This window comes from Frankia sp. Allo2 (assembly GCF_000733325.1).
Lineage (GTDB): Bacteria > Actinomycetota > Actinomycetes > Frankiales > Frankiaceae > Frankia > Frankia casuarinae.
The window spans coordinates 42,381-61,157 of record NZ_JPHT01000016.1 but is presented as its reverse complement, the minus strand read 5'-3'; the positions used below and the strand labels follow the sequence as shown (position 1 = coordinate 61,157).

Genomic DNA, 18,777 nt, shown 5'->3' with positions numbered 1-18,777 from the left:
CGCCTGCGGGGCTGTCGGCTGCGGGTTCATCGGGCGCGGGCCCCGGCAGGCCTGGTCGCTGCGAACGCCCGGGCCAGATCGGCGACGATGTCCTCGACGTCCTCCAGGCCGACCGATAGGCGCAGCAGGCCGTCGGTGACGCCGGCGGAGTCGCGCTGTGCCGGCGTGAGCCGGCCGTGGGTGGTGCTTGCCGGATGGGTGATCATCGACTTGGTGTCCCCGATGTTTGTCGTGTTCGACACGAGCTCAAGCCGGTCGACAAACGACCAGCTGGCCTGCTGGCCGCCGTACAGCTCGAAGCTGATCACTCCGCCGTGCCCGGACTGTTGGGCGGCTACCAGCTCCCGCTGCGGGTGATCCGCGCTGCCGGTGTAGTGCACCGCCCGTACGTCCGGTTGGTCGGCTAGCCAGGCAGCCACCACCGCCGTGTTGGCGTCGTGCGCCCGCATCCGCACCGGCAGCGTCTCCAGGCTCTTCAGGAAGATCCACGCGTTGAACGGGCTGAGGCTCGGGCCCGCGGTGCGCAGCACACCGTGCAGCTCGGAGATCAGGCCCGCGCGGCCGGCGACAACGCCGCCGCCGCAGCGGCCCTGACCGTCGATGTACTTGCCGGCGGAGTGCAGAACGAGGTCTGCGCCAAACACGATCGGTTGCTGGAACACCGGGGTGCACAGGGTGTTGTCGACCAGCAGCAGCGCGCCGGCGGCATGTGCGAGCTCTGCGAGGTACCTGATGTCGGCCACGGCCATTACCGGGTTCGTGGGGCTCTCAACGACGAGCATCCTGGTCTGCGCACGCATTGCGCGCGCCCAGGCGGCCGGGTCGGTCACCGGAACGACGGTCGTCATGACGCCGAACCGGTCCAGATAGTGAGCATAGAGCCGGGTCGTGGTGCCGAAGACACCCTCCGCAAGCAGGACATGGTCCCCGCCGCGCAGCAGCCCGAGCGACACCGCCAAGAACGCGGCCATCCCGGACGCGGTCGCTACGGCGGACTCGGCACCCTCCAGCCGCGCGACGCGCTCCTCGAACGCGCGCACCGTCGGGTTCGTGAACCGGACGTAGACGTTGCCGGGGCGCCGCTGCGCGAACTTCTCCGCCGCGTCGTGCGAGTCGTCGAACAGGTAGCTCGACGTGAGTACCAGCGCCTCGCTGTGCTGGTCGTCAACGGACTGGCGATGGCCGGCACGCACCGCCTCCGTCGCCAGTCCGCGGCGGGTGCCGGAGGCCGTACGGTTGGAGGACGGAGGCGTCATGCGGGCAGCAGCCGTCCGGCCAGGTATTCCTGGTAGATGCCCTCGTACATGCCGTAGAACAGCTCGCAGGTATGCGCTACGGCGTAGAGCGCCTCCTGCTGCATCTGCTCCGTCGTGCACAGGTCTGCGACGAGGTCGAGGCCCTGCTGAGTGTGGGTGATGTCCTCGACCTGGTGCACCGAGAAGAACAGCAGGTCCCTCGGCTCGAGCCCGTACACCCGACCGAACAGGATGTCGCGGCTCTCGCTGCCTAGCTTCTCCAGGTTCTGCCCCTCGCTCGCGATGGTGACCGCGGCGGCACCGACGTGATAGCGATCCGGATCCTTCACCGCCGCGAGCCGGTAGTCGATCAGCTCCTGGGTCGTCGGCAGCGCGACGGCGGCATCCCGGGTCTCGTCGTCGATCCCGATCGCTAGCAGGAAGTCCTGCATCAGCTTGACGTGGTTCCGCGTCTTCGAGATCCGCCCGGTCTCCTCCTCGTAGAGGTTGTGCAGCAGGCGCCGCTTGTGCCGGGGGAGCGGGCAGTAGAAGAACAGGTGCTCGACGTAGGTAAGGAAGTGCTTGGTGAGCTGGTAGCCCTGTAGCGCTACCTGCTGGAGGAAACGCGGCTGAGGGTTGTCCGCGTCCAGTAGAAGCCCGAACACCGGGTGGGCGATGGTGAGGTGCTGGTGCAGGGTCTCCTCCAGGGACGCCCTGAACCTGTCCCGCGGGAGCGTCATCGGCTCGTCCTCTCTGCGATGGCGGCTTGTGGGGNGGNGTGGCGGCGNGNGGGATCGGCACGACGGGCCAGCCGGTCGGCCGTGACGGCCTGTAGCTCGGACACGGCGTGAGTCATGTAAAGGCCGCGGTGGCTGATGCCCCGCACTCGGCTGTAGTCGTCCAGCACGCCGTAGGTGGTGAACCCGAAGCCGCTCCAGACCCGGTGGGCTGGGGAGCCTTCGCGGACGTCGATGAGAACGCGCTCCACCCCGACGTCGGCGAGTCGCTCGCAGACGGCGAACACGAGCTCGATCACCGCACCGGTGCGACGGATCCGGGGACGCAGGTATGCCTTGCTGACCTCGCTGAGATGCCGGCAGTTCGGCATCGAGTTCAGGGCGACGACGCACATCGCGCAGACGCCCTCGTCGTCCTGGCCGAGCAGGACGAGCGCTTCGCCTGTGCCGACCCGACGGGCGAGGTCCTCCGCGAAGCCCACGCCCTGGGCCGGCGTAACCGGCTCGGTGAAGCCGAGGATGCCGTCATCGATCACGCTCGCGGCCAGCATCGAGGCGAGGTCCGTACTGTACGGACGAACATCCGTTGGCCAGGACCAGGTCATCCTGGTGCCGTCCGGCGGCTGGTCGGGTAGGTGGGTCATTGATCCTCCCGGTGGATCCGTCGGCGACCCTGCGGATCCAGTTCGCGGTCATGGCGGTCGCCTCCGCGGTCCACCGCCGGGCGACGTCAGGCAGCGGCCCGACAGTGGGCAGCTGTGTGGCCAGCGTGGGAGAGCGCTGGCTGCGGGCGCGCCGGGCGAACGCGGCGAGCCGCCGGCTTGCGGTATCGGCCAGGTAGCCCTCCGGGATCGGCGGGTACGGCGCGTCAGGGTCCGTGAGGAAGACCCGGACGTCGCGGCGGTACTCCCGCAGCAGCATGTCGGGCAGGTACTCCGGGTGACCTTGGACGAAGACCTGACGGACCCCGTCCTGACTGGTCGCTACCGCCCAGTCAGAGCCACCGGTAAGCAGCTCCAGGCGCACGCCGCAGGCGACGAGTTCGTCACGGTCCACAGTGTTCCATCGGGAATGCGGCATGGTGACGACGTCGGGCAGCCCGACGGTGAGCGGGCCGCGTCGTGCGACGGTCTGATGGTCGAGCACGCCGACCCTCTTGTGTGCCAGTCGGCGGCGCTGCACGCCGCACATCTGGTGGAGGGCTAAATGCGCAGACAGACAGGAGAACACAGTGAAGAAATTCCGTCTCCGGCTGAGGTCGAGAATCCGCTCGATCACCGGATAGCCCGGGTCCTTCTCTGGGCGGGAATTCTGTGGCTGTGCGCCGGTCACCACCAGAGCATCGAATGATGCTATTCGCTGCCAATCGCTTCGTGACCCCGGAAGATGGGGATGGCTGGTCGTCGGGTCGAGGTCCACCACATCGACGTGGACTGCCACTCTGGCGCTGTTCGCCGCGTTTCTTATCAGCCGGTCGAACTGCTGCCCTCCTGTTCCTCGGCCGGTGGCCGCCATGAGGTCAACGACTCCGACACGGAGGGATCCATGAGGTGGCTTCTCCGGCATCTTTCCTTCCCCTGTTCGACCGCAAGAATAGCCCCGCGCCGCTGCTCGCGGCCAGCTGTCGACGTGTCAGTTAGTTGATATAAACATTGCGTGCCGCGCGGTCCTCGCCGCACATCATGACGCACGCATGATGAGAGATGACATGATCGTTTCCGTCGAACATGTCACCCCACTCACGATGTGGATAGGCGCACCGGTTCTTCGCGCGGGCGGTCTGGTCGCCCGACCGGGTCGGCCTGGCACTCGCCCGCGTCGTCGTCGACCGGCTGCTCCCGGCCGGGCCGCTGACTGTCGTGGTCGATGACACCCTGTTCCACCGGGCGGGGAAGAAGGTGTGGGCCGCCGGCTGGTTCCACGACGGCTCCGCGAAGGGGCAACCGGCAGGTCGGCTTTGGCGACAACTGGGTCATCGTCGGCCTCGTCTTCTCTTGATCACTTGTTGGCNCCCGCGACCCCAGTCGGCCGCCGCGACACCGATCGCCCCAGTTCCGCGTGCGCGCGTAGTTGATATCGATTTCAGGATCAACCTTCCGTAAACAGAAATGACCGGCACGCGTCTCGCTATGGTCGACCAGTTTTCGATCATCTGCGACTCGATCGACGCCAAGACCAGGATCGACGAAGGTGGATGAAGTGAACGATAGGCAAAATCAAGATCTGTTAATTAAGTGGCACTAGTGGAGGTCTGCGGTCCAAATTTCCCTCTTGCTCCACAATGGGGAGCCTACACCCAGCCTTCATGAACTCTCAAGCCCTTTGGCTGAAGGTGCGGAAATTTGTTGGCAAGCAGTCCGGGCGGTCGCGGTAGGGACCGTCCTTGCCCTCTCTGTCGGGGTTGAGTGAGACACCCTCGTGGGTGTGAGCTGGCTACGGAGGGCGTGATCGGAGATCCATGATGTTCATGGAGCCTGAGTCGCAGGAGGCTCCGGCCGGGTCACCGCAGGCGCGGGACCCGGCGCCGCGTCCGTCGCGGCGGGNGTTCAGCACGGCGTACAAGCTGCGGATCGTCGCGGAGTACGAGAACGCCCCGCACGGCGAGAAGGGTGCGATCCTGCGCCGGGAGGGTTTGTTCTCCTCGCATGTGGTGGAGCGGACCCGGGCACGTGACGCGGGGGCGCTGGGAAGAGCAGGCGTCCCGGCCCGCGCTCCGGGGAAGAATCCGGGGAAGTCGGCGGAACAGATCGAGTTGGAGCGTCTGCGCCGCGAGAACGAACGGTTGAAAGCGAAACTTGCGACGGCAGAAACCGCGCTGGCTTTTATGGGAAAAGCACGCGCTCTCTCTTGCGGCAGGTCTCCGAGAGAGCGGACTCCGAGTACCGGATCGTCCGGGCGGCGGGGCAGACCAGGGAACGCCGTGCGCAGGCGACCCACCCGCCGCGGGTCCGCCCCGAGCTGTCCGCGACCGGACCGTCACAGGTCTGGTCGCGGGATATCACCGCGTTGAAAGGACCCGAGAAAGGCGTCTGGTACCGGCTGTACGTCATCATCGATATCTACTCCCGGTATGTGACCGGCTGGCTTGTCGCTGCCGCCGAGGACGCGGTGGTCGCGAAGGATTTCCTTCTACCCCGTCCCCGACGGCTGGCCCCGGCGGTTACTGTCCCGCGGCCGGCACCCCCGCCGGCTGCGTCGGGTCGTCGGTCTCGGCTGGGTGGGCGTCGGCGGTCCGTGCGCTGTCGGCGGCCCGCGACTGGCCGGGCGGGCGCAGGACGAACAGGGCGACGAGGACGGCCGCGGCGACCAGGGCCGCGCTCACCGCGTAGGCGAGGTGGAACCCGCCGGTGAGGGCGGTGGTGGTGCTCCTGCCGTGGTCGAGCAGCGAGTCGGTGCGGGAGGCGGCAAGGGTGGCCAGGATCGCGGTGCCGAGCGCGGCGCCGATCTGCTGGGTGGTGTTGGCCACCCCGGATGCGACGCCGGCCTCGGCGGGGTCGGAGACCGCCATCGCCTGGCCGATCAGTGCGGGCATCGCCGCGCCGAAACCGATACCCAGCAGGACGAACACCGGGGCGATGTCGCTCGCGTAGCTGCCGTCAGCCGGTAGCCGGGCCAACAGTAGGAGCGCCGCGGCGACCAGCAGCAGCCCGACGACGATCACCGGCCTGGGGCCGAACCGGGTGTTCAGCGGCGACGCGAGGCCCAGCGAGACGGCCGCGATGGTTAGCGGGGCCGGCAGGAACGCCAGCCCGGTGCGCAGCGCGTTGTAGCCGAGCACGTCCTGCAGGTACAGGGCGGTGCAGAACTGGTAGCCGAACAGGCCGGCCACCATCAGGGTCAGGATGATGTTCGCTCCCCCGACCGCGCGGGAGCGGAAGATGCGCAGCGGCAGCAGTGGCTTGGCCGCTCTGGCCTGGCGGCCCACGAAGGCGGCGAGCAGGAGCAGCGAGGCGGCGAGCGACCCCAGCGTCCCGCCGTCGCTCCAGCCGTCCGCCCCGCCCCGGACGACGGTGTAGACGCCGAGCATCAGCCCGGCGGTCACCAGCCCGGCGCCGAGAACGTCCGCGCTCTCGCGCAGCCCGAGCCCGGCGATCGGGGGCAGCACCCACAGGGCGAGCACCACCGCGAGGACACCCAGCGGCACGTTGACGTAGAAGACCCACGGCCAGCTGAGACTCTTGGTCAGCACGCCGCCGAGGATGAGCCCGATCGATGAGCCGGCCGCGGCGACGAAGGCGTAGCAGGCCAGTGCCTTGGCCCGCTCCCGGCTGTCAGGGAAGATCGTGACTATCATGCCGAGTGCCACCGCGGAGGCCAGCGCCCCCCCGGCGCCCTGCAGGAAGCGGAACGTGATCAGGAGGCCGCCGGTGTTGGCCAGGCCGCAGGCCAGCGAGGCTGCCGTGAACAGGCCGAGCCCCCCGATGAAGACGGGCCGGCCGCCCAGCAGGTCACCCAGCCGCCCGGACAGCAGCAGCAGGCCAGCAAAGGCGATCAGGTATCCGTTCACAACCCAGGCCAGGTTCGCCTGGGAGAAGCCGAGGTCCTGCTGGATGGTCGGCAGCGCGACCGTAACGATCGAGCTGTCCAGGATGGCCATCAGGTTGCTGGTGCAGAGCACCCCGAGGGCGAGCCAGCGGGACGGGAGCGCCGGGGGCGGGGCCGGGGGAGTCGAGTCGGTCAACAGTCTTCCTTGACGTCGAGGAGGCCGGACGGGCCGCGGCGGCGGGCCGGTCGCGGCCGCCAGCCAGGTGCGGCGGTTNCAGCCGCCGCNTGGGGCATGCCTTGTTACGGAAGCCATCATGTGTGACTGTGGGAGTGGCCGGAAGGAGGCACTTTCATGTTTCAGGGGAACAGCGATGTGATCGACTCCCCCGGCCACGAGGCCGAGGCCTGCACCGTCTTGGAGGTGCTGAACCGGATCAGTGGCAAGTGGGCCATCGGCATCCTGCTGCGGATCAGCGACGGACCGGTCCGGTTCACCGAGCTGCAGCGGTCGATCAGCGGCATCAGCCGGCGGATGCTCACCCTCACACTGCGTAACCTGGAACGTGATGGGCTGCTGACGCGGGTCGTCTACCCCACGGTGCCGCCGAAGGTCGAGTACCAGGCCACCGATATGGCCCGGGAGCTGTATGCCACGCTGCGGACGCTCACATCGTGGGCCGAACGGCACCGCGACGACATCGCCGTGGCCCGCGCGGCCTACGACCGCAACCACGGCCCCCAGGGTGGGGTCGAGTAGAGCACCCTGGAGGCCATGATGCGAAGATGCATCCGAGTATGACGCTGGGTGACTGTCGCTGGGCTGGAGCGATCCCGTCCGGATGCCAGTCCTGGAACAGGGCAGCCCGTACACCATGCGCCAGTGCCCGTACTGGGCGGGAACGTCCCGCTACGGTGCCCCGGTCCGCGTCCGCCACCGAATTCCGTCGATCAACTGCCGGCGTGTCCACGTCGGCGGCTGACCCGGTCTCTTCCTCATGCCGATACGCCGGACCACGGGAATAGCGGCGTCTGGTTGGATGTCACGGAGGTTTCCGACCGGGGCTCCGCCTGTCGTCGCCGGCGGCCCGACCGATCAGTCGGACACAGCGAGTTCGCCGAGCTCCGACCAGTCGTCCTGCTCCAGAACCGTGTTCACGATGCGCGGCGTCTCGGCGAGGTACTTCGGCAGTGTCTGCCGGGCGGCCCTGAAGTGGTCGGACTGGACGTGCGCGGCTCCGGCGTCGCCATCCTGGAATGCCTCGACCAGTACGTACTCGGTCGGGCTCTCAATGTTGCGGGACCAGTCGAACCATTTGCAGCCCGGCTCAGCGCGGGTCGCCTCGGTGAACGCCCGTGAGATCTCCGGCCACTGGTCGGCATACTCCGGCTTGATCCGGAACTTGGCGGTGATAAAGATCATTATAGACCCTTTCCGAGCTCATGGCTCTTGCTGTGGGCGACGGACCGCCTGGGGTACCGAGCTCCAATGACTGTCTCCACACCATCGACGACGGGTGGCCCCCACGCTCGGCACCTCGCCCATGGTCGTAGCAGTCACAGCCGCCACGGGCAGTCTCGATTTGAGAAATTTCGGGGCCTGCCGCGGGTTCGTGATCAGGGCTCGATGCGCTGGGTGGCAGGGACGCTGGGTGGCAGGGACGCCGTAGGGCAGCCGAGGTGTCACGACGCAGTGTGGGCGAATGTATACTTGTCAGACTTTCCTTGTCCGGGGAGGGCAGGCAATGAGTCTTGAGGGGCGTCCCACCGGCGCGGAGGTAGCGGGGAGCCGCGGCGGACCTGGCCAGGGGCCGGCCGTGGCAGGCAGCCCGGTCCTGCGCTACGCGATGGCGCGGGATGCGTCGCACTATCACCTGGTGCCCTCCGCGGTGGAACGTGTTGCCGGCGTGGGCGATGTGGCGGGGCTGTTTGCGAGATGCCGGCGGAGTGGTTCGTACCTGACGTTCCGCTCGGGCGGAACGAGCCTCAGCGGCCAGGGCGTCACCGACGGGATCCTGGTCGACGTGCGACACGGTTTTCAGTCGGCCGAGGTGCTCGACGGTGGTCACCGTTTGCGCGCCGAGCCTGGCGTGACCGTCCGTGCGGCCAACGCGCGGCTGCGTCCGTACGGGCGGAAGCTCGGCCCCGACCCAGCGAGTGAGGTCGCCTGCACCCTGGGTGGAGTCATTGCCAATAATTCCAGCGGAATGGCCTGCGGCACCGGGCAGAACGCCTACCAGACGCTTGAGGCGATGACCGTGGTGCTACCCAGCGGATCCGTGATTGACACCGGTGCGCCGGACGCGGATGAACGGCTGCGCGCACTGGAACCCGATCTGTATGCGGGCTTGCTGCGGCTCCGCGAGCGGATCTGCCGCAACCCGGCGTCCGTGGCGACGCTGCGTCGGCAGTTCTCAATGAAGAACACGATGGGCTACAGTCTCAACTCGTTTCTCGACTACGAGCGTCCCGTCGAGATCCTGGCCCATCTGATGGTCGGTAGCGAAGGCACGCTCGGGTTCGTCGCCTCGGCCACGTTCCGGACGGTGGAGCTCTTTCCCCACGCCTCGACCGGCTTGGCGGTGTTTCGTGACCTCGCCACCGCGACCGCCGCGTTGCCCGAGCTGGTCGACGTGGGGTTCGCGACGATCGAACTGATGGACGCTCGGTCCCTTGCCGTTGCGCAGACCCTCGGCGCGACACCGGCTGAGATCGGCTCGCTGGAGGTGCGTGACCATGTTGCGCTCCTGGTGGAGCTGCAGGCAGCGACCACCGAGGAGCTTGCCGACAAGGTGTCCGGGGCCGGCGGCGTGTGCGATGGGCTCGAGATCGAGTCGCCCCTGGAGTTGACCTCGGACCCGTGGCGCCGAAAGGACCTGTGGCATGTGCGCAAGGGTCTCTATACGGCCGTCGCGGGAGCGCGCCAGGCGGGGACCACGGCGTTGCTGGAGGATGTGGCGGTTCCGGTGCCGCACCTGCGGGCAGCGTGCCAGGAACTCACGAAGCTGTTCGACGCGCACGGCTATCAGAACAGTGTCATCTTCGGCCATGCCAAGGACGGCAATATCCATTTTATGCTCACCGAGACCTTCCGGGATCCCGCGCGGTTGGAACGCTACCACGCATTCACCGAGAAAATGGTTGAGCTGGTGCTCGAGCACAAGGGGACGCTCAAGGCGGAGCATGGCACCGGCCGGATCATGGCGGGGNATGTCCGTCGCCAGTACGGCGATGAACTGTATGACGTCATGACGGAGGTGAAGCGGCTGTTCGACCCGCTGGGAATCCTCAACCCGGGGGTCGTGCTGTCCGACGATCCTCGCTCCTATCTGCGCAATCTCAAGGATGTGCCGACGGTCGGCTACGGCGCGGACATGTGCGTGGAGTGCGGGTACTGCGAACCGGTCTGCCCGAGCCGGACGCTGACCCTGACTCCTCGGCAGCGGATCGCCCTGCTGCGGGAGCGTGAGGCCGCGCGGCGGGAGGGAGACGAGGGGCTCGCCGATGAGCTGTCCGCGGCCTACCGCTATGACGTGGTCGACACCTGCGCGGTCGACGGTATGTGCCAGACCGCTTGCCCTGTGCAGATCAACACCGGATCACTCGTGCGAGAGCTGCGCGCCGAGAGGGTGAACAAGGCCGAGGACGCGCTGTGGCGCTCGGCGGCCCGCCACTGGGGGGCGACCACCACACTGGCTGGGAAGGCGCTTTCTGCCGCCGCCGCACTGCCGCCGACGTTGCCGACAGCCGCGGCCTCCCTGGCCCGCAGAACGTTGGGCACCGACAGGATGCCTCAGTATGACGCCTCGCTGCCCCGCGGTGGGTACCGGCGCCGGGCGGTCGCGGCTGCCGCAGAGGCGTGCGCCGTGTACTTCCCGGCGTGCGTCGGGGCCATGTTCGGCTCGTCGTCATCCAGCGGCGGGGTCATGCCCGCGATGCTGACGCTGTGCGCGCGTGCCGGGGNAGCGGNACGGGNACCCAGGGGNATCGCGTCGATGTGTTGCGGTATGCCGTGGAAGTCGAAGGGTCTCAGGGGTGGCCACGAGGTCATCGGGGCCAAGGTCCTGCCGGCGCTGCTCGCGGCGACTGACGGCGGCCGCCTGCCGGTCGTGTGCGACGCGGCGTCATGTACAGAAGGTCTGGAGGAGCTTCGCGCCGAGGCAAAGCGGCTTGGCGGCGCCTACGAGGCACTTCGTTTCGTGGACGCGCTCGAATTCGTGCGCGCCGAAGTCGTGGGCCGCCTCTCGGTGACCCGCCGGGTGGCGTCCCTGGTACTGCACCCTACGTGCTCGACCGAGCGGCGGGGCACCACGACTTTACTCAGGGAACTCGCCGAGCTGGTCAGCGACGAGGNGGTCGTGCCGCTGGACTGGAATTGCTGCGCGTTCGCCGGTGATCGCGGACTTCTGCATCCCGAGCTGACTGCGGCGGCGACGCTGAACGAGGCACGTGAGGTCAACTCCCGCGCCTTCGAGGTGCATGCGTCGGCCAACCGGACCTGCGAGATCGGAATGTCACGCGCAACGGGGCGCGAATACGTCCACATTGTCGAGGCGCTGGAGTACGCGACTCGCCCGATCCGTGATTCTGCCCATCCAGGCGGTGCCGGCTGAGAACGTGACGTGTCGGAGAACGCCGATCGACGACTTCCCGTGACCTTGATGGATGCGCGACCCGAGCGAACGTGTCACCCGCGCGCCGTCGCGGCTTCGTACGCGAAGTCCGCCTCCGGGCCCGGTTCGGCGCCGAAAGCGCCCGCGAGTCTCTCTCGCGCGCGGGAGAGGTGTTTGTGGAGTAAGATCGTTGCCGCGTCCTGATCGCCGGTCACGATCAGCTCAAGCAGGCGAGCGTGCTCGCCGTAGATTGATTCCGCGCTCAGCAGCGCCCGACCCTGCACCTGCGACATGCACAGCCGGACTTCACCGGCGAGTTTGTGGTACATGCCGCTGATGCGGGGGCTGGACATCGAGTCGACGAGGCTGATGTGAAACCGCATGTCGGGCTCGACGATCGCGATCTGAGGGCCATTGATCACCGACTTGATCTCGTCATTGGCCATCTGGGCCTGCGCGGGAACGCGGCGGGCCGCGGCGAGCAGCCGGAGTGGCTCGCGCTCGAGGCAGTAGCGCGTGTTGTAGATGTCGCGAACGTCGTCCGGGCCGAGCTCGGGGACCCGGGCGACCTTGTGACTGCCGCGGACAAGGAGACCGGCCGCGACCAGCTTCTCGATTGCCGCCTTCGCGGTCGGGCGAGCGACATCGTACTGGGTGGCGACGCCTACTTCGGTCAGCGCCTGGTTGCTGCCGATAGTGCCGCTGAACAGCTCGGTGCGAAGATTTTCGACCACCGCGTCTATGAGCGATACCGGCTGTACAGGGCGGCGCATCACCCAGTCACCTTCCAGTACATGCGAGTCAGGCGGGTTGGTGACCCTCATGGAATCAACACGAGCTAGCCGAGATTACAACCGTCGGTCGTCGTAGCCCCGCGCGGTCTCGACCTCGGTGGGCGCACCTCACGGCGGGCCGCATCGGCCAGCAGCGCCGTGAACCGGACCAACCCATGAGGGCCGGGGCCTGTCAGGGCTGAACCGCCCCGGGCTCTTGAGAGCCCGGGGCGGTTCACCCGCCCACGTGAGCCGCGTTCTCAGGTATTCAGCTCCGGGGTGTCGTGGGTCGGGGTGAGCTCGGGGGTGGCGTGGTAGTCGACCGCGCCGGCCGCCTGCGGGTAGTGCAGGTCGAAGGCGGGCCGCTCGGAGCAGATCCGCGGTAGCGAGGTGAAGTTGTGCCGCGGCGGTGGGCAGGACGTCGCCCATTCCAGCGAGTTGCCGAAGCCCCACGGGTCGTCCACCGTCACGATCCGACCCTTCCGGTACGACCACCACAGGTTGTACAGCAGCGGCAGGGTCGACAGCGCAAGCAGGGAGCTGCCAGCGGTGGCGATGGTGTTCAGCGTGGTGAAGCCGTCGTCCGGGCCGTAGTCGGCGTATCGGCGCGGCATGCCCTTGACGCCGAGCCAGTGATCCACCAGGAAGGTCAGGTGGAAGCCGAAGAACATCGTCCAGAAGTGCACCTTCGCGAGCCGCTCGTTCAACATCCGGCCGGTGACCTTCGGGAACCAGAAGTACACCCCGCCGAAGCCGGCGAACAACAGGCCGGCGACGACGTAGTGGAAGTGGCCGACGACGAAGTAGCTGTCCGAGACGTGGAAGTCGATCGGCGGGCTGGCCAGCAGGACACCGGTCAGACCACCGAACAGGAACGTCACCAGGAAGCCGACGGCGAACAACATCGGCGCCTCGAAGGTGAGCTGTCCGCGCCACATCGTGCCAATCCAGTTGAAGAACTTGACCCCGGTTGGCACCGCGATCAGGAACGTCAGGAAAGCGAAGAACGGCAGCAGCGCCGCGCCGGTGACGTACATGTGATGCGCCCACACGGCGATCGCCAACGCCCCGATGCCGATGGTCGCGTAGACCAGTCCCTTGTAGCCGAACAACGGCTTGCGGGAGAACACCGGGATGATCTCCGTTATCATCCCGAAGAAGGGCAGGGCGATGATGTACACCTCGGGATGCCCGAAGAACCAGAACAGGTGTTGCCAGAGGACTGCGCCGCCGTTACCCGGGTCGAAGATGTGCGCGCCGAACCGGCGGTCGAACTCCAGGGCGAGCAGCGCGGCCGCGAGCACCGGGAAGGCGACCAGAACCAGGATCGAGGTCACCAGCAGGTTCCAGCAGAAGATCGGCAGCCGGAACATCGTCATGCCGGGCGCCCGCAGGCAAAGGATCGTCGTGATGAAGTTGACCGCGCCCAGGATGGTACCCAGACCGGAGACGGTCAGACCCAGCACCCACAGGTCACTGCCGATGCCCGGCGAGTAGGCAGCGTTCGACAGCGGCGTATAGGCGAACCAGCCGAAGGAGGCGGCGCCGTTCGGCGTAAGGAAGCCCGCGGTGACCGTCAGGCTGCCGAACAGGAACAGCCAGAACGACAACGCGTTCAGCCGTGGAAAGGCCACGTCAGGCGAGCCGATCTGCAGCGGGATCAGGTAGTTCGCGAACGCGAACGCGATCGGCGTCGCGAACATCAGCAGCATCAGCGTGCCGTGCATCGTGAACACCTGATTGTACTGCTCGTTCGACAGGTACTGCAGGCCCGGTCGGGCGAGCTCGGCCCGGATGAGCATCGCCAGGATTCCAGCGAACGCGAAGAATACCAGCGAGGTCATGAAGTACAGCAGCGCGATGTCCTTGTGCGACGTCGTCCGCAGGTACTGCGCCAGGGTTTTCACAACCCTGGGCGGGAGCTCGCCCGCCGGCGGGTCCGTGTGCCCGGCCGGCCTATCGTGCACAAGTGTCACATTCCGCTCCCGATGGTGTTGCCGCTGCCAGCGGTGGTGCGCGCGGCCCCGGCGTCGGGTGTCACGACCGCCGCCGGGCAGCCAACAGTGAATGTGTCATTACCGTCGGCGCGGACGGGTCCGCCGAATAGACGGCCCCACGCCGCGCGGCTCGGCGCACCGGCCGAGGAACCTGCCGGCACTAGTCACGTTATCCGCGCATCGGCCGCCGCGGCCCGGTCTGACGTCCTACATCCAGAGGCACTCCGGCACCCGGAGCGGGCGCAGAACGTCCTGCCCAGGCGGGTCCACCATTGGTGGAATCACCTTCTCGGCCGAGGCCGCCGCCACAGCGAAGGCCGCCCTGGCCACCAGTATGAGCGGCCGGGGCATCGCGTTCGGCATCCCGGTGGATCTCCCCGAGCTCCGTGCGCCACTCGTCGAGGTAGCGCAGGCCTCCGGGAAAGCCTCAGCCCGAAGCCGGCGGAGGTGAATCCCCGCCTGGTACCTGCGGTCCGCGTCGCGCAGGAAGGCGGTCCACCCAGTGGACCGACGTCTTACGCGACGCAGATCGCGAGCGTACTTTTGGGCGACGGGCTCTCGCGCGAACACCGCGAACACCGCGAACACCGCGAACACCGCGAACACCGCAACGTCGCATTCCCCAATGGCCGGGCCCCGAACATTCCCATCACCACAGTCCAACATTCCCGCTATCACAGGAGGAAGACATGTCCCTCGTCAGACGGATCCTCGTCATGCTGCTCGCGACGGCGGCAGCGGCGATCACCGTGGCCGGGCTCGGANCCACCGCCGCGTCCGCGGCCCCCGCCTGCAACCCGAAGCTGGCACCCTACGGACTCATCGGCGCACGCTGGAACCAGCTCGGCGGCCCCCGCAGTTACCTGGCCTGTCCGACCAGCGGCGAGCGCGACGTCTACTTCACCAACGGTGAATGGGCTGGCCGGCGGCAGAGGTTTCAGGGTGGGGAAATCACCTGGTCTCCCCGACAGGGGAAGCGGATGGTGATCACTGCGTGGGAGGCGAACGGTTACGCCCACGTGAGTTGGGGGCCCACCGACCCGTACCACTACGACAAGTTCATCGTCCGCTGGACCGCGTACGGCAACACCTGGCAGCGGGACGTGACCGGAGGGACATCCGGGCAGTTCCGCGTCGTGAGTGAGACCAACGGCGGCTACCAGTTCCTCATCGAGGGCTGTGACAACGGCGGCATCGGCGGGTCGAAGTGCCGCCAGGGCTGGACCCTGCCCACAGCCACCCGCCGTTAGCCACCGCAGGCCGCTGCCGGGCCGCGTGTCCGCGCCCATTGCCGTGTCCGCGCCCATTGCCGTGTCCGCGCCCATTGCCGTGTCCGCGCCCATTGCCGTGTCCGCGCCCATACAAACACCTGTGCTTCGATTGATGTCCTCCGGGTATCCGTCGACTTTGCTTGATGATCGAACGCGAAACTGCTCGGGCACTCCCGCCGGACGTCGGCTTCACGACATCNGGGAGCCGCATGAAGTCGTGAGACCAGCCGATCAAGTCTGGATAAAATCCGACGGAAGGCGAGGTTTTCCTCACTCAGGCAGCTACGTCATCGGGGGTGACCGGATGTCCGGATCCGGCGGACTGGTGGCGCGAACGCGCTCGCGTGGACCTGACGAGTGCACGGCCGAGGGGGCCCATGACCGGGCCCAGGACCGGACCAACTCGGCTGGTTCACCACAGGCGGCAGGTTCCGCCGAGCCCGCCGAGCATAGTGCGGCACCGCGCGCCGCTGCCGCTCGCGGGCCGGCGGCGCCCCGGGGACGCGGGGTACTCGAAGGCGCCTTCGACATTCTCGACGCTCTGTCCTGGTTCGACTCCGTCGGCCTGTCGGAACTCGCCAGGACCGCCGGGCTGCCCAAGACGACGGTACATCGGCTGGTCGAGCAGATGTGCGCGCTCGGGGTAGTCGATCGGGACAGCGGCGGCTACCGGATCGGCTCCGGCCTGCGCCGGCTGGCAGCCCCGGACCGTTCCCTGCACCGGCTGGCACGGATCGCCCGAGACCCGGTCGCCTCGCTCAGCGCGGCCACCCGTACGGCGATCGCCTTGGTCGTCCTGCGGGAGAGGCGGCTGGCGCTGGCCACCAGCGCCGCTGGGGNCCGTGGGATCGACCTGCGGGGCAGCACGAGTTCGCTACGGCTCGACACCGCCGCCGGCCAGATGCTGCTTGCCTGCCAGCCGGAGCTGGTGCCGCCGCCCTCGATGTCCGAGCGGGAGTGGAAGCGGGCCCGTGCTGTCATCCGGCGCGAGGAGGCGGCGTTCGACCAGCAGGATCTTGTGGATGGGATCTGCTGCGTGTCGGTGCCGGTGCGTAGCCGTGACGGGGTTGTGGTGGCCGCGCTCACCGCCTTGGTAGTGGCCCAGCGCANCCCCGCCGGCCTGGTCGGGCGGATCCGGCACGCCGCGGGGCGGCTTGGCGGACGCCTCACCGGTCCGTTGGAGGGGCGTCCGCTTCCGTGTGGCGCGACTGACGACAAGCGGGCACGAGGCCGGCTGGTCCTGGTCGAGGACCGGTCGGACGTCCCCGGCGGGCAGGGACCGGGCGNAGCCTAGACTCGGACAGGTTCGGTAACCAGGGCTCCGGCAAAGTTGCTGGTTAGCAACTGAAGTTCATGATTGTCTGTAGGGGTCGTTCGGGGCGGCTGGCGTGGTGGCGGAGCGCCTGGGGGCGGGACCGTCACCGGCCAGCCCCCCGCTGTCCGGCGTGCAACCAGCCATCGAAGGGATCGCCATCCCGGGCGATCTCGCGGCGGCGATCATCCGCGCGCTCGCCCAGCTCGGCGGGCAAGCCGCGTATGCCGTCCGGTCCAGTGCGACGGCAGAGGACCTGCCGTCGGCCTCCTTCGCCGGCCAACAGGACACGTACCTGAACGTCGTGGGGCCGGCGGCGATCCTCCAGCACGTCAGCCGGTGCTGGGCCTCGCTGTTCACCGAGCGGGCCGTGACCTACCGCCAGCGCAACGTTGCCGGCCCCGAGGTCTTCGCGCTCGACGAACTGGGCAAGATCACCCTTGCCGCCCACGGTGACCATCGCACCGCCGTCACCGACAACAGCGCCGGCATGTTCGCCGCCGCCTCGGGCGACGCCCTCATCGCCAAGGACGGCGCCGCCATCGCCAGGACCACCTATCGAGAGTGGCTCGCGCGCTGACTCGGCCGGGGCGTGCACGACATCCGTCGTGTGGGACCCGGCCGGAATCCTTGTAGATTCACGTGGTCGACGACCGGCGTTTCCGGCGGGCTACTCCACCACCGCTACCGGTTCGCGCTGCGGGGCCGCCGGCTGGGCGTTCGCGGGGCCGTGCGCCACGGTGGCAGCGGGGCGGCCGGGGAGGAAGAGGCTGGCGACGAAGCCGACGGCGGTCAGGGCGACGACCCACCAGAACGTCACGCCGAACGCCTCGGCGACCTTGTCGGCGACAGGGCCGGGAAGCTTCACCCCCGCCGACTCGGCGAGCGCACCCTCGCCACCGACGCCCGGCAGCCGGCTGGCGATGGCGTGCTGCAGTTCGACGGCGACCAGCGCGGTGGCCAGCGACCCGCCGACCCGCTGCAGGATGTTCAGCGTCGTGGTCGCGCGCGGCACCGCCGCCTGCCCGAGCGTCGCATAGGCGGCGCCCATCGCGGGCATCATCGTCGCCCCGAAGCCCAGACCGCGCACGAACAGCGAGAACGCCAGCAGCACCTCATTGGTGTGCGCGTCGACCTGGGTGAACAGCAGCGTGCCGAGCAGGGCGAGGACCATGCCGAGCGGGACGACCGACCGGGCGCCGCGGCGGTCGGAGACCCGTCCCGCGATCGCCATGGAGATCATTGCGCCCAGTCCCTGTGGCGCCATGAGCAGGCCGGCGTCACTGGCGCTCTGCCCGCGCGCGACCTGGTAGTAGAGCGGAAGCAGGAACATCGCACCGAACAGCATGGCGCCGATCACGAAGGTCGTGACGCTCGCGATGCTGAACACCCGGTCGCCGAACAGCCGCATGTCGAGCAGGGCGCCGTCGCGGCGCAGGGCGTGCACGACGAAGCCGGCCAGCAGCACTACGCCGACGGCGATGCTGACCTGCACCTTCGCAGCCCCGAAGCCGCCGCCGTTGCCCGCCTCGGACAGGCCGTAGACGAGCGCCGCCAGCCCCGGCGAGATCAGCGCCAGGCCGGGCAGGTCGAGCCGGTGGTGCGCCGAGCCGCGGTCATCGCGTGGCAGCACCCGCCAGGACAGGAACAGGGCGAGCACGCCGATCGGCACGTTCACGTAGAAGATCCAGCGCCAGCTGAGGTGGTCGACGATCAGTCCGCCGATGACCGGGCCGAGCACCGGCGCGATGAGCATCGGGACGCCGATGATGCTCATGACCCGGCCGATCCGCTGCGGGCCCGCGGCCTGGGCGAGCAGGGTCATGCAGATCGGCATGATCATGCCGCCGCCGAGGCCCTGCAGGACCCGGAAGGCGATCAGCGTCCCTGCCGACCAGGCGAGGCCGCACAGGGCACTGCCGGCGACGAACAGCGCCAGCGAGATGTTCCACATCCGCGTCGCGCCGAACCGCTCGACCGACCAGCCGGCCAGCGGGATCACGACGGCCAGCGCCAGCAGATAACCGGTGGTGACCCAGGAGATCGTGGACAGCGACGTGTGGAACTCGTTACCGAGCGCGTGGATGGCGACCGAGACGATCGTCGTGTCGAGGATCACCATGATCGCGCCGAGCATCACTGTGGCGGACAGTCGGATCAGCGCCGGGTCCAGCTTGGCGGCCGAGGCGGGCCCGGGCGCGGCGGTGGCGGGCGGCGAGGCCGCGTTGGGTTGGTCAGGCACGTTGATCTCCGTGGCAAAGGCGGCAGACGCCGGGGGCGGTCGGTCGCGTTCGGACCTGCGGCGACCGGACGGGACAAAGCTGGTCGCCGCCCAGCATCCGACGCTCGTTGAGTTG

At 68.3% G+C, this 18,777-nt stretch carries 13 protein-coding genes and 2 pseudogenes; 7 read left to right on the top strand and 8 right to left on the bottom strand.

Going from position 1 to position 18,777, the window contains the following annotated elements; translation table 11 throughout:
* Window positions 1–26: 26 nt before the first annotated feature.
* The 3 genes from ALLO2_RS12855 to ALLO2_RS24490 all read right to left on the bottom strand — a co-directional run bounded on the left by ALLO2_RS12855 (window position 27) and on the right by ALLO2_RS24490 (window position 3,538).
* A complete protein-coding gene (locus ALLO2_RS12855; RefSeq protein ID WP_011436429.1) occupies window positions 27–1,256 on the bottom strand; it encodes an O-succinylhomoserine sulfhydrylase in 1,230 nt (409 codons plus the stop codon).
* Window positions 1,253–1,975, bottom strand: a complete 723-nt coding sequence (locus ALLO2_RS12850) for a TenA family transcriptional regulator (RefSeq protein ID WP_011436430.1) — start codon at window positions 1,973–1,975, stop codon at window positions 1,253–1,255. Before ALLO2_RS12850 ends, ALLO2_RS12855 begins: the two co-directional genes overlap by 4 nt.
* A 522-nt stretch (window positions 1,976–2,497) precedes the next feature.
* The gene (locus tag ALLO2_RS24490; RefSeq protein ID WP_023841228.1) at window positions 2,498–3,538 is read right to left on the bottom strand and encodes a homoserine O-succinyltransferase; all 1,041 of its coding nucleotides are present in this window, start codon (window positions 3,536–3,538) and stop codon (window positions 2,498–2,500) included.
* 236 nt (window positions 3,539–3,774) lie between these two features.
* Here ALLO2_RS24490 and ALLO2_RS27240 point away from each other — a divergent pair, with 236 nt between their 5' ends.
* Both ALLO2_RS27240 and ALLO2_RS27235 read left to right on the top strand, forming a co-directional pair.
* Window positions 3,775–4,074: a hypothetical protein gene (locus tag ALLO2_RS27240; RefSeq protein ID WP_232235075.1), complete on the top strand. Its 300-nt coding sequence runs from the start codon at window positions 3,775–3,777 to the stop codon at window positions 4,072–4,074.
* 778 nt (window positions 4,075–4,852) lie between these two features.
* A pseudogene (locus tag ALLO2_RS27235) lies at window positions 4,853–5,092 on the top strand (DDE-type integrase/transposase/recombinase); the annotation flags it as partial.
* A 40-nt stretch (window positions 5,093–5,132) separates the two neighbouring features.
* Here ALLO2_RS27235 and ALLO2_RS12835 read toward each other — a convergent pair.
* Window positions 5,133–6,569, bottom strand: coding sequence for a DHA2 family efflux MFS transporter permease subunit (locus ALLO2_RS12835; RefSeq protein ID WP_082456732.1), 1,437 nt, complete (start codon window positions 6,567–6,569; stop codon window positions 5,133–5,135).
* A 240-nt stretch (window positions 6,570–6,809) separates the two neighbouring features.
* Between ALLO2_RS12835 and ALLO2_RS12830 the strand changes: the two genes are divergently transcribed.
* Complete coding sequence (locus ALLO2_RS12830) at window positions 6,810–7,214, top strand: helix-turn-helix domain-containing protein (protein WP_011436436.1); 405 nt, start codon at window positions 6,810–6,812, stop codon at window positions 7,212–7,214.
* 336 nt (window positions 7,215–7,550) lie between these two features.
* On the opposite strand, the gene ALLO2_RS12825 is transcribed toward ALLO2_RS12830, so the two are convergent.
* A complete protein-coding gene (locus ALLO2_RS12825; protein ID WP_011436437.1) occupies window positions 7,551–7,877 on the bottom strand; it encodes a putative quinol monooxygenase in 327 nt (108 codons plus the stop codon).
* Window positions 7,878–8,199: 322 nt separating this feature from the next.
* Between ALLO2_RS12825 and ALLO2_RS12820 the strand changes: the two genes are divergently transcribed.
* Window positions 8,200–11,067, top strand: coding sequence for an FAD-binding and (Fe-S)-binding domain-containing protein (locus tag ALLO2_RS12820; protein ID WP_035732337.1), 2,868 nt, complete (start codon window positions 8,200–8,202; stop codon window positions 11,065–11,067).
* A 74-nt stretch (window positions 11,068–11,141) separates the two neighbouring features.
* Here ALLO2_RS12820 and ALLO2_RS12815 read toward each other — a convergent pair whose 3' ends face one another.
* Together ALLO2_RS12815 and ctaD are read right to left on the bottom strand one after the other, a co-directional pair.
* Window positions 11,142–11,840 carry a GntR family transcriptional regulator gene (locus tag ALLO2_RS12815; RefSeq protein ID WP_011436439.1) on the bottom strand — a complete coding sequence of 233 codons (699 nt, stop codon included), beginning with the start codon at window positions 11,838–11,840 and terminating at the stop codon, window positions 11,142–11,144.
* A gap of 260 nt (window positions 11,841–12,100) precedes the next feature.
* Window positions 12,101–13,816, bottom strand: coding sequence for a cytochrome c oxidase subunit I (gene ctaD, locus ALLO2_RS12810; protein ID WP_011436440.1), 1,716 nt, complete (start codon window positions 13,814–13,816; stop codon window positions 12,101–12,103).
* A 710-nt stretch (window positions 13,817–14,526) separates the two neighbouring features.
* On the opposite strand from ctaD, the gene ALLO2_RS12800 reads away from it, so the two are divergent.
* The 3 genes and pseudogenes from ALLO2_RS12800 to ALLO2_RS28260 form a co-directional block, all read left to right on the top strand.
* Window positions 14,527–15,087: an LGFP repeat-containing protein gene (locus tag ALLO2_RS12800; RefSeq protein ID WP_035732335.1), complete on the top strand. Its 561-nt coding sequence runs from the start codon at window positions 14,527–14,529 to the stop codon at window positions 15,085–15,087.
* A 346-nt stretch (window positions 15,088–15,433) separates the two neighbouring features.
* Window positions 15,434–16,402, top strand: coding sequence for an IclR family transcriptional regulator (locus ALLO2_RS23375; protein WP_198030996.1), 969 nt, complete (start codon window positions 15,434–15,436; stop codon window positions 16,400–16,402).
* Window positions 16,403–16,553: 151 nt separating this feature from the next.
* Window positions 16,554–16,811: pseudogene (locus ALLO2_RS28260) on the top strand (PEP/pyruvate-binding domain-containing protein); the annotation flags it as partial.
* A gap of 279 nt (window positions 16,812–17,090) precedes the next feature.
* Here the strand turns inward: ALLO2_RS28260 and ALLO2_RS12785 are convergent.
* Window positions 17,091–18,662: a DHA2 family efflux MFS transporter permease subunit gene (locus ALLO2_RS12785; protein ID WP_011436445.1), complete on the bottom strand. Its 1,572-nt coding sequence runs from the start codon at window positions 18,660–18,662 to the stop codon at window positions 17,091–17,093.
* Window positions 18,663–18,777 lie beyond the last annotated feature (115 nt).